Here is an 11394-nt window from a genome sequence, read left to right on the forward strand (position 1 = left end):
GTCCACGCTGCGCGTGTCCCGGAATGACGGGGAGGGAGGCTGTGAATAGCGGCGAGAATCCCGATTACCTTCGTATTTTACCGCGGCGTCCCTGTATCCATGGCCGGTTGGCCAACTGCTAGAATCCGGCCCAGCGAATCAGGCCCCAATTCACCCATGCGCTTTACGCCCCAATTCCTCGACGAACTGCGTGCCCGGCTTCTGGTCTCGGAAGTCGTGGGCCGGCGCGTCAAGCTGAAGAAGGCAGGAAGGGAGTGGAAGGGGCTGTCGCCGTTCCAGCAGGAGAAGTCGCCGTCCTTCACGGTCAACGACCAGAAGGGTTTTTACCACGACTTCTCCTCCGGCAAGCATGGCGACATCATCTCGTTTTTGATGGAGACCGAGGGCGTCGGTTTTACCGAGGCTGTCGAGCGCCTCGCCTCGATGGCCGGCATGGCGCTCCCGGCGGTGACGCCGGATGCGGCGAGACACGAGCAGCGCCGCAAGACGCTGTATGACGTGATGGAGCTCGCCGCCAAATTCTTCGCCGACACGCTGGCTTCGCGGGGCGGCGCCAAGGCGCGCGGCTATCTGGCCGACCGCGCGATTTCGCCGGCGACGCAGCTGCAATTCCGCATTGGTTACGCGCCCGGCGAACGCTTTGCGCTGAAGGAATATTTGGGCGCTCAGGGCATCCCGACCGAGGACATGGTCGAGGCGGGGCTGCTCAACGGCGGCGAAGATATCCCGGTGCCGTACGACAAATTCCGCGACCGCGTGATGTTTCCCATCACCGATGTCCGCAACCGCGTCATCGCCTTCGGCGGCCGGGCGCTGGAAAAGGACGTTCCCGCCAAATACATGAATTCGCCGGAAACCCCGCTGTTTCACAAGGGCGACAATCTCTACAACCTCGCCACCGCACGCCAGGCCACGCATGACGGCGCGCCGCTCATCGTGGTCGAGGGCTATGTCGACGTCATCGCGATGGTCACCACTGGCTTCAAAGCCAGCGTCGCGCCGCTCGGCACCGCGCTGACCGAAAACCAGTTGATGCTGCTGTGGAAGATGGCGGACGAGCCGATCCTCTGTTTCGACGGCGACAAGGCCGGACAGAAAGCGGCGTGGCGCGCCGCGGATCTCGCGCTGCCGCATCTCAAGCCCGGAAAAAGTCTGCGCTTCGCGCTGCTGCCCGAGGGACAGGACCCCGACGACCTCGCGCGCTCCGGCGGCCGCGCCGCGATCGAGGAAGTCATTTCGGCGGCGCGTGGTCTCGCCGATATCGTGTGGTCGCGCGAGATCGAAGGCGGCACCTTTGCAACGCCGGAGCGGCGCGCGGCGCTGGAAGCGCGGATCGGCGAACTCTCGAACGGCATCCGCGACGAAGTGGTGCGGCGCTATTATCGCCAGGATCTCTCCGAGCGGCTTCGCAACACCTTTGCTCCCGAAGGCGGCCGCGGCGGTTATGGCCGCGGCAATTTCGGCGGCGGCAATTTCGGTGGCCGGCCCGGCGAATCAGGCCGCCGTTTTGCCTCCCGCGCCTCCTTCACCCCGGGCCCGGCGGGCCGGGCGGCGCCCTATGGCGGCCGCGGGCAGGCGAACTCCGCCAGCCAGACCATCAACCGCGGCCCCTACCAGGCCGCGAGCCCCCAGCTTGCCAATAGCCCGATCATGCGCGGCCAGCGCAGCGCGATGTCGCGCCGCGAGGCGCTGATTCTGCAGTCCCTGATCAACCACCCCTGGTTATTGCACGACCATCTGGAGGAGGTGGCGGCCCTGGAACTGGCCCATCCGGAGGCCAACAAGCTCCGCGCCGGTATTATCGCGGCCTTTGCCAGCGACCATCACCATTCCCCCGATGTCGAAGAACAGGCCGAGAAAATGCGCGCCGATCTCGAAGCGCGCGGATTTTCGCAAGTTCTTCAAAGGGTTGGCAGCGCGATCACGACCGGGGCGGTCTGGGGCGTGCAGATCGGCGCCGCCCGCGAGGACGTTCTTTCCACTTGGCAGCAACTCGTTGCCTTGCATCAGAAAACACACGCCTTACTTAGGGAAAAGAAGGATGCCGAGCTGGCCCTGGGCGAGGACCCCAGCGAGGCCCATCTGGCGTGGTTAAAGGACGTCAGCGCCCGTTTGGAGTCGCTGGACGGCACCGAGGCCCTGATTGAGGGTTTTGGCGAGCTTTCAGGCCGGTTCCGGCAAAGCGTCTGATTAAGCGTCAGATGAAAAAATGATGCGGACGGCTCATGCCGGAGCCGTTAAAAGACTCGCCAAACCCATGGTTTGGCTGCAAAAACAGGGTTAAGCGAAGCTTAAGAGCCTTACGGCTAGTAGACATAACCGGCGAAACGGGGATTCGGGGTGGCGACAGTCTGCGCCGCCCTTTCCGCGTCGTGACTTACTTTCGTAATCTTTGCAGGTGCGGCGGCCGCATCCTGCATGAGCGCGTTTCGGGAGCTTGATGAATGGCCACCAAGGCAAAGACGCTGCAGGTTAAAGACAAGGAAAAAGACGACAAGGCAGCGGACGCCCCCGAGAAGGACTCGCCGGACGCGCCGTCACCGTTGCTCGATCTGTCGGATGCCGCCGTCAAGAAGATGATCAAGCAGGCCAAGAAGCGCGGCTTCGTGACCTTCGATCAGCTCAACGAAGTTTTGCCTTCCGACACCACCTCGCCCGAACAGATCGAAGACATCATGTCGATGCTGTCGGACATGGGCATCAACGTGTCCGAAGCCGAAGAGGCCGACTCTGAGGACGAGAAGGAAGAGGCCGACGACGAGACCGACAACGAGCTTGTCGAGGTCACGCAGAAGGCCGTCACCGAGGTCAAGAAATCCGAGCCCGGCGAGCGCACCGACGATCCCGTCCGCATGTACCTGCGCGAGATGGGCACGGTCGAGCTGCTGTCGCGCGAGGGCGAAATCGCGATCGCAAAGCGCATCGAGGCCGGCCGCGAGGCGATGATCGCAGGCCTCTGCGAAAGCCCGCTGACCTTCCAGGCCATCATCATCTGGCGCGACGAGCTCAACGAAGGAAAGATCTTCCTTCGCGACATCATCGATCTCGAAGCGACCTATGCCGGCCCCGACGCCAAGAACAACATGAACCCGGCGATGCTGGCGGCGCCCGTTGGCCCGGATGGCCAGCCGGTCGCGGCTGCCAACGGCAATGGCGCACCTGCGCATGTCGCGCCGCCGGCCGCCCCGCCGTCGGCGACACCGTTCCGTGCCGCCCCTGCCTCCGCGCCCGGTGGCGACACGGAGGAAAAGGATCCGGCCGAAGCCGCCGCTGAAGGCGACATGGACGACGACGAGTTCGAAAACCAGATGTCGCTCGCGGCCATCGAGGCCGAGCTGAAGCCGAAGGTGGTCGAGACCTTCGACAAGATCGCCTCCGAGTACAAGAAGCTGCGCCGCCTGCAGGAACAGGACATTGCCAACCAGCTGCAGAGCGAGACGCTGTCGCCCTCGCAGGAGCGCAAATACAAGAAGCTGAAGGACGAAATCATCGTCGAGGTGAAGTCGCTGCGGCTCAACCAGGCCCGTATCGATTCACTGGTCGAGCAGCTCTACGACATCAACAAGCGCCTGGTCTCGTTCGAAGGCCGCCTGCTGCGCCTCGGCGACAGCCACGGCGTCGCGCGCGAAGACTTCCTGCGCAACTACCAAGGCTCGGAGCTGGATCCGCGCTGGCTCAACCGTGTCTCGAAACTCTCCGCCAAAGGTTGGAAGAATTTCGTCCATCACGAAAAGGACCGCATCAAGGATTTGCGCCACGAGATCCAGTCGCTGGCCGCGCTCACCGGGCTCGAGATCGGCGAATTCCGCAAGATCGTGCACGGCGTGCAGAAGGGCGAGCGCGAAGCCCGCCAGGCCAAGAAGGAAATGGTCGAGGCGAATTTGCGTCTCGTCATCTCGATCGCCAAGAAATACACCAACCGCGGTCTGCAGTTCCTCGACCTGATCCAGGAAGGCAATATCGGCCTGATGAAGGCGGTCGATAAGTTCGAATACCGCCGCGGCTACAAGTTCTCGACCTATGCGACATGGTGGATCCGGCAGGCGATCACGCGCTCGATCGCCGACCAGGCACGCACCATCCGCATTCCCGTGCACATGATCGAGACCATCAACAAGATCGTGCGCACCTCGCGCCAGATGCTGAACGAGATCGGCCGCGAACCGACCCCGGAAGAGCTCGCCGAAAAGCTCGGCATGCCCTTGGAGAAGGTTCGAAAAGTTCTCAAGATCGCCAAAGAGCCGCTCTCGCTCGAAACCCCCGTCGGTGACGAGGAAGATTCGCATCTCGGCGATTTCATCGAGGACAAGAACGCGATCCTCCCGATCGACGCCGCGATCCAGTCCAATTTGCGCGAGACCACCACGCGCGTGCTGGCCTCGCTGACCCCGCGCGAAGAACGCGTGCTCCGCATGCGCTTTGGCATCGGCATGAACACCGACCACACGCTGGAAGAAGTCGGCCAGCAGTTCTCAGTCACGCGCGAACGTATCCGTCAGATCGAGGCGAAGGCGCTGCGCAAGCTGAAGCATCCGAGCCGGTCAAGGAAGCTGCGGAGCTTCCTCGACAACTGATCGGTCTGCCGATGGCGCAATCCCGGCATATCATTGAAATGGCGGCCTTCGTGGCCGCCATTTTCATATGTGCCGCGTTTGCGTCAGCCCGCACGCGCTTCGCGCCACGATGAGCGAACACCGCCTCGTCGTCTGGTACAACACGCGCTGCCCGGTCTGCGATGCCGGCATCGACTGGCAACGCAACAAGCTCCTGGCCGCCGTCCGCGCCGGTGATATTGAGTTCAAGGATATCAACGAACAACCCGAAGCGCTCGCGAGCTACCGCGTCTCGCTCGACGACGTGCGCCGCCGGCTGCATGCGACCGATGAGGCCGGTCGCCTGATCGTCGGCGCCGATGTGGCGATCGCGATCTGGCGTGTGACAAAAGGTGAGGGCTGGCTGGCGTCACTGTTCGGCAATCGCGTGATGCTGCCGGTGATGCAGTTCACGTACGACCGCTTTGCCGACGTCCTGTTCGCGTGGAACAGGCGCAAAGGGCATTGGTGAGGGCGCCGAGATCGAATTGAACTGCACCCGCAGCGGTGGTGCGCTCCCTCTCCCGCTTGCGGGGGAGGGCGGGGTGGGGGTGTCGCCACGAGTCAGAATCTTCGCGAGGAGAGAGCCCCCACCCGCCGCGCTTCGCGCGTCGACCTCCCCCGCAAGCGGGAGAGGTGCACCGAGTCTGCGGATACGCAGGTGATCGCGCGCGCTACTTCTTCTTCGCCCCAACCCGGCTGATGCTCTTGATCTCCAGCGGCGTGCGGCCGGATTTCTCGGCGATTTCGCGGTCCTGCTCGAGGATAAAAGCGCGCGCCGGCTCGTCGCCGTCGAGCCCGCCGAGCAATTCGGCAGGCACGCGCCGGTTGGAGCGCTGCGAGTCGTCCTCATAGACGACATTGAAGAAGGCAAACTCGCCTTTGGGATTGGTCCCGGGTTTCTTGGCCATGCGGGCTTTTGGTCGATAAGAGGGCGTCTGTCAAAGAAAATTGCGGGACATGAGCACGGCACGCAAACTGAACGAAATCAGCAAATATCTGCCGATTTGCACCGTGTTCCACCACCAGCGCCATCCGCGACAAGGCCGATCGTGAGCAACTTGCGCCACACGCTTCAGCCATCGAACCGCCAGTTCGCCGGCATCCAGCGATAGCCCCCATCCGCGATCCTGATGTTGCCGATGCCGGGGAACGGAAAATGAAATCCGAGAACCGGAATCCGATCGGTCGCGGCCCGGTCGAACAGTCGCCGCCGTGCCTGCGTCGCCGCTTCGGGATCGAGATCGGGCCCCGGCCGCCACGGATGGTCGATGTTGAGAAGCGGACTGTAGGCCGCGTCCGATGTGATCAGGAGTTGGTCGCGACCCGAGTGAATCAGGATCGCGGACATGCCGGGTGTGTGGCCGCCGGCGGCAATCGTGGTCACGCCCGGCAGCACCTCGCTGCCCGGCCGAAACAGCACGATGGATTTCGCAATCGGCGCGAGGCTCTGCTTGATATTGGCGACAAAAGCCCGCCGAAAATCCTCCGGCATGGGAAGCTGCGACAGGTCCGGTTCGTTGCGGATGAAGAACGTCCAGTCGTCCTCGGGAATATGGACGGCTGCCTTTGGGAAGGCGACGGAGCCATCTGCGCCGCGCAAATTCCCGACGTGATCAGGGTGGGTATGTGTAATCACGATGGCGTCGATGTCCTCGGGCGCACGCCGATCGCGGCAAGATTGGCGAACAGACGTCCGCCATTCGGACCCAGCGTCTGCGCCGCGCCTGCCTCGATCAGGATTTTGCGACCGCCGCTCTCCAGCAGCAGCGTATTCAGATTGAGCGTAAAGCGGTCCGCCGGAAGGAACGCATCATTCAGCGCCTTGCCGAGATCGTCCGGCGGCGCGCTGTAGGCATAGATGCGGGGATTTCCGGTCAATGTGCCGTCGCTGACGACGGTCGCCCTGATGTCGCCGATGCGGAAGCTGTAGTGGCCCGCATTGGCCTTCGCTTCCAGCTTCTGCGCGCACGCCGGTGAGAGCAGGGAATGCGGCGCCAGTGCGCCGGCGACGCCGGCCCTGAGCAAGGCGCGGCGGCCGATACCGATTACTGATGTCATAAACGTCTCCGGGTGCTGCGGCACGAGCTGTGCCGGCGAAATTCAGCCCACTTCGTTATGTCAGTTCTATCGTTATTCACCAGTGTTATGATAGAATTCACGTTATGCGTTCAACGGATTTAGCCAAAGTCGATCTCAACCTGCTGGTGGTGCTCCGCACGCTGCTGGAAACCCGCAGCGTCACCCGGACCGCGGAACGGCTCGGCAGCAGTCAGCCGGCGGTCAGCCGGTCGCTGGCAAAACTCCGGCATTTGCTGGATGACCGCTTGATGGTGAAGAGCGCCAGCGGAATGATGCCGACGCTTCGCGCCGAAGCGATGCTGGAGCCGCTTGCCAGCCTGCTCGGCAGCGTCGAGACGTTTCTGCTGAAGCCTGAGTTCGAACCGGCAGGCACCGACCGCGTGTTCCGCATCGCGACCACCGACTACGGTGCGCTGGCCATTCTGCCCAACATCGCCGCGCGTTTTGCGCGCGAGGCGCCGAACGCTTCTATCCAGATCGTCAGTTTTTCGCGTGACGTCTCTCGCACTCTCGCGGAAGGGCAGATCGATCTGGTGCTCTACAGCGACAATCCGGTGCCGGGTTCGTTTCGCACGCGTGAATTGTTTCGGGAGAGCTTTGTCAGCCTGGTCCGGCGTGGACACCCCTTGCTCGACCAGATCCGCGGGGGAAAGGATGCGCTGCCGCTCAAAATTTTCACGGCATGGCCGCACATCCTGGTTAGCGTGTTCGGCGGGCAGGGCGGGCCGATCGACACGGCACTCGCCGAACGCGGGCTGAAGCGCCATGTCGCGCTCCAGGTCCCGTATTTTGCGACAGCGGCGGTGATCACGGCTGCATCGGATTTCCTGGTGACCATGCCGTCGCGCGCCGCCCATCAGCTCGCACCGAGATTGGGCCTTACGATATTGAAGGCGCCGGCTCTGGTGAAGCCGTGGGGCTATCGCTTGCTGTGGCATGAACGCAGCCACGGCGATCCCGGTGCGGTGTGGCTGCGGCGGCTGGTGATTGAAGGTGTCAGGTCGGCCCGGGCTGGGTTAGCGGACTCTCAAGCGCAGTGAACGCGACGTCGCGTCCCCACTCCCCCTACGGCGCCACCAACTCCACCCGCCTGTTCAACGCCCGCCCTGCCTCACTCGCATTCGACCCCACCGGCGACAGATGCGCGACGCCCGCCGTGCGCAGCCGCGGCGCGCCGATATGATAGTTCTTTACCAGCTCTTCGGCGATCGCCTCGGCGCGGCGGCGCGAGAGGTCGAGGTTGTAGGTGTAGGGGCCCTGGCTGTCGGTGTGGCCGACGATGAAGACGCTGAGCGCGACCTGCGAGGCCAGAAGCTTGGCGATCTGTTCGAGGGTGGGGCGGCTCTCGGGCCTGATGATCGCCTTGTCGGTGTCGAAGTAGATGCCGTAGAGCGCGACGCGGCCGGTCTCGCGCAAACCCTTCTCCATGACAGTGGCATCCACCATCTTGTTCTCGATCGCGCCCAGTTCGGCGATCGTGAGCTGCGCGTAGATATCGCGGTTGTTCTCGCTGACGACGACGCTGGCATAGGTCTCGCGTCCGTTCTCGCTCTTGCGCGCCGAAAAGTAATGGTAGTTGAAGCCGTCCACCCACATCTGCGGGATCGGCAGCGCCTCGATCGCCTCGGTGAAGGGAATGCCGCCGCAGGCGTCGGTGTCGCAGCTCAGCAGCGTCTCGAATCCGGCTTTTGTCAGCTGGGTCTCGAAATTCCGCGATACCTCCGTGATCGATGGGCCGGGATTGCTACGATAGGCGATGCGGGTGATGCGGCCTTCGAGGCGCGGCGTATCCGATGGTTTGCCGTCCTTGAAGACGGCGGCCTGCATTCGCGCGACATCGAAATTCTTCACCTGGTGCCCTGATATCACGCTGCCGGCGAAGCGGCCGATGCCGGGAAAATCCTTCGAGCCCGCGACATCGCGGGTCTGCGCCAGGGCCGCGGCCGGCGCGAGCGACAAGGCGAGCAAAACGAGGAGCGGCTTGATGATCGCGTGGGGAAGGGCCATTCGGAAAATCTCTGCATTTTTAGGAAAGATACCGGCCAAGCGGCCTTGCCGCAACGCTCGAAGCGCGGCGGCAGACGTGCTAGAAGCAGACCTGATATTCCGGCACCCACACTGAAGATGGTTTCCCCATGCACTTCTTGCGCCATGCTTTTGCCTTCTGCTCCCTTGTTCTGGCCGTTTTCCTCGCTTCCTTCTCGCAAGGATATGCCGCGCAATGCGGCAACTCCGCCGCCGGCTTCGAGGCCTGGAAGCAGTCGTTTGCCGGCGAGGCACGCGCCAAGGGCATCAGCGCCGCGACCATCCAGGCCATGATGGCGACGAATTACGCGCAGGCGACCATCAACGCCGATCGCGGTCAGCGCAGCTTTCAGCTGACGCTCGATCAGTTTCTCGCCAAGCGCGGCGCCAATGCGATCGTCGCCAAGGGGCGTCAATTGAAGAATTCGCAAGCCGCGCTGTTTTCCTCCATCCAGCAGCGTTACGGCGTGCCGCCGGGGCCGCTGCTCGCGATCTGGGGCATGGAGACCGGCTTCGGCGCCGTGCGCGGCAACCAGAACATGCTCTCCTCGATCACGACGCTGGCCTATGACTGCCGCCGCACCGCCTATTTCACCGAGCACCTTTACGCGGCGCTGCAATTGATCGATCGCGGCGTGCTGTCGCCGAACCAGCGCGGCTCCATGCACGGCGAAGTCGGCCAGACCCAGTTCATGCCCAAGGCCATCCTGGCCTACGGCACCGGTAATCTCGAGAACTCCGCCAACGCGCTGAGCTCGGCCGCGAATTTCCTCAAAGCCCATGGCTGGCGCGCCGGCGCCGGCTACCAGCCCGGCGAACCCAACTTCGCCGCCATCCAGGCCTGGAACGCGGCCGGGGTCTATCAAAAGGCGATCGCGCTGATGGGCCGGCAGATCGATGGCGGGAGTGAGTGAGGGGCTGCGGCACGAAGCCACAACAATGGTGTCGTCCCGGCGAAGGCCGGGACCCATAACCACAGGCGGTAGTTGGTTTACACGCTAGTCGTTATCTTCCTTTTCCTACAACGAAGGCCGCGGCGTATGGGTCCCCCGATGCGCAATTGCGCATCTGAGCCTTCGCCGGGACGACAACAAGTCCTCTCCTCCGCGCCCTCTTCTCATGGCATGATCGACACAACCTGGACGTTACAAGGGATTCGCATGCTTAAGCTTTGTTTGGCCGTTTTGTTCGGCGCCGCCGTCGCCGCCAGCCCCGCTTATGCCGCCCGCTGCGGCGGCGATTTCGACACCTTCGTGGCGGCGATATCGCAGGAGGCCGCCGCCGCCGGCGTTTCGCAAGGCGTGATTTCGCAGGCGCTGTCGGGCGTGACGCAGGATCCGGCGGTGCTGGCGTTCGACCGGCGCCAGCGCGGCACCTTCAACAAGACCTTCGAGCAATATGTCTCGACCCGCGTCGGGCCCGGGCGGATCAAGATGGGACGGCAGATGCTGCTGAAGCACGCCTCGCTGCTGTCGCGGATCGAGAAGCAGTACGGCGTGCCGCCGGAGATCATCGTCGCGATCTGGGGACTGGAATCCGATTTCGGCAAGGGCGACGTCGGCAAGATGCCGGTCGTCCGCACGCTCGCCACCATGGCGCATGATTGCCGCCGCACCGAACTGTTCCAGGGCGAGCTGATCGCGGCGCTCAAGATCGTGCAGCGCGGCGACCTGCCGCTGCGCGATATGATCGGCGCCTTCGCCGGCGAAATCGGCCAGACGCAGTTCTTGCCGTCGTCCTACATCAAGTACGGCGTCGATTTCGACGGCAACGGCCACGTCGATCTGCGCCACAGCGTCCCCGACGTGCTCGCCTCGACCGCCAATCTGCTGCACGTCTCCGGCTTCAAGCCCGGCGCGCCCTACAGCGAAGGCACGCCGAATTTCGAAGCGATGCGCGAGTGGAACAGAGCCACGGTCTATCGCAAGACGATCGGGTACTTTGCGGATCAGCTGGCGGGGCGGTAGGTCTCGCCTCAATCCGACTGCGTAGGGTGGGTTAGGCGAAGCCGTAACCCACCATCTTCGCTCACCACGCGGTGGGTTACGCGGAGTTTATCATCGGGCGCGCATTCGCGCGACCCGGTGGCTAACCCACCCTACGTCCGCTCTTGATTTTAAACGCCGCTCTCTCCCCGTCATTGCGAGCGCAGCGAAGCAATCCATATCGCGCCAAGCCGTGGCATGGATTGCTTCGCTGAGCCTGTCATCGGGCGCGCATTCGCGCGACCCGTTGGCTCGCAATGACAGCGGACTGCGACAAAACAGCCCGACGGGCAAATCAGTTCCGATTTTCGGAAATCGCGTCAAGCCCCGAAAACAAAAATATTTCGCTTTTCCAGAAGGAAAATCAGGGGCATATATTTGGCCATCCCGTCCCACTCAGAGGGGCGTTGGCCATCGTCACAACGAGGGGCGGGTCGCGGTGGACGCTGAGGTTGCGCCTGACGAGCGCAGCTTGAGCGTACGGTGAAGTCGTGTGGTCCCGACGCCCCGATGCTGGCGTCAAGTTGCGCAAGGGCTCACGCCCTGCGCGGCGACGGTGACAACGAGCTCGGCCCGACCGAGGAGAGCACGATATAAGCCGTAAAGCCACTGCGCAGGGAAGGCTGGGTGTTCTCCGCTGCACCTGTATGCTCGTGTGCGCATTCTTATGCACAATTGCACACGAGACCGCGGGTGCAGCGCGCACCCGG

Annotated in this window: 8 protein-coding genes and 1 pseudogene; 6 read left to right on the forward strand and 3 right to left on the reverse strand. The window is 63.3% G+C overall.

Annotated elements, in window-relative coordinates; genetic code table 11:
• The first annotated feature begins 156 nt into the window (after positions 1–156).
• The 3 genes from dnaG (at position 157) to JQ567_RS29805 (ending at position 5064) form a co-directional block, all read left to right on the forward strand.
• Positions 157–2190 carry a DNA primase gene (gene dnaG, locus JQ567_RS29795; RefSeq protein ID WP_212442116.1) on the forward strand — a complete coding sequence of 678 codons (2034 nt, stop codon included), beginning with the start codon at positions 157–159 and terminating at the stop codon, positions 2188–2190.
• Positions 2191–2444: 254 nt separating this feature from the next.
• Positions 2445–4574: an RNA polymerase sigma factor RpoD gene (gene rpoD, locus JQ567_RS29800; RefSeq protein ID WP_212207706.1), complete on the forward strand. Its 2130-nt coding sequence runs from the start codon at positions 2445–2447 to the stop codon at positions 4572–4574.
• Between the two features lie 109 nt (positions 4575–4683).
• A complete protein-coding gene (locus tag JQ567_RS29805; protein WP_212442117.1) occupies positions 4684–5064 on the forward strand; it encodes a thiol-disulfide oxidoreductase DCC family protein in 381 nt (126 codons plus the stop codon).
• A gap of 202 nt (positions 5065–5266) precedes the next feature.
• Here the strand turns inward: JQ567_RS29805 and JQ567_RS29810 are convergent, their stop codons facing one another.
• Positions 5267–5503, reverse strand: a complete 237-nt coding sequence (locus JQ567_RS29810) for a hypothetical protein (protein ID WP_192736715.1) — start codon at positions 5501–5503, stop codon at positions 5267–5269.
• Between the two features lie 164 nt (positions 5504–5667).
• Positions 5668–6653: pseudogene (locus tag JQ567_RS29815) on the reverse strand (MBL fold metallo-hydrolase).
• 104 nt (positions 6654–6757) lie between these two features.
• Between JQ567_RS29815 and JQ567_RS29820 the strand changes: the two are divergent.
• Positions 6758–7714, forward strand: a complete 957-nt coding sequence (locus JQ567_RS29820) for a LysR family transcriptional regulator (protein WP_212442118.1) — start codon at positions 6758–6760, stop codon at positions 7712–7714.
• A 25-nt stretch (positions 7715–7739) separates the two neighbouring features.
• Here JQ567_RS29820 and JQ567_RS29825 read toward each other — a convergent pair whose 3' ends face one another.
• Positions 7740–8681 carry an OmpA family protein gene (locus JQ567_RS29825; RefSeq protein WP_212442119.1) on the reverse strand — a complete coding sequence of 314 codons (942 nt, stop codon included), beginning with the start codon at positions 8679–8681 and terminating at the stop codon, positions 7740–7742.
• Between the two features lie 128 nt (positions 8682–8809).
• Here JQ567_RS29825 and JQ567_RS29830 point away from each other — a divergent pair, with 128 nt between their 5' ends.
• Together JQ567_RS29830 and JQ567_RS29835 are read left to right on the forward strand one after the other, a co-directional pair.
• The gene (locus JQ567_RS29830) at positions 8810–9613 is read left to right on the forward strand and encodes a lytic transglycosylase domain-containing protein (RefSeq protein WP_212442120.1); all 804 of its coding nucleotides are present in this window, start codon (positions 8810–8812) and stop codon (positions 9611–9613) included.
• Between the two features lie 246 nt (positions 9614–9859).
• Entirely contained in the window at positions 9860–10666 is an 807-nt protein-coding gene (locus tag JQ567_RS29835; protein WP_212442121.1) for a lytic transglycosylase domain-containing protein, read from the forward strand.
• Positions 10667–11394: the final 728 nt, after the last annotated feature.

The organism is Bradyrhizobium sp. AUGA SZCCT0431 (assembly GCF_018131065.1).
Classification (GTDB): domain Bacteria; phylum Pseudomonadota; class Alphaproteobacteria; order Rhizobiales; family Xanthobacteraceae; genus Bradyrhizobium.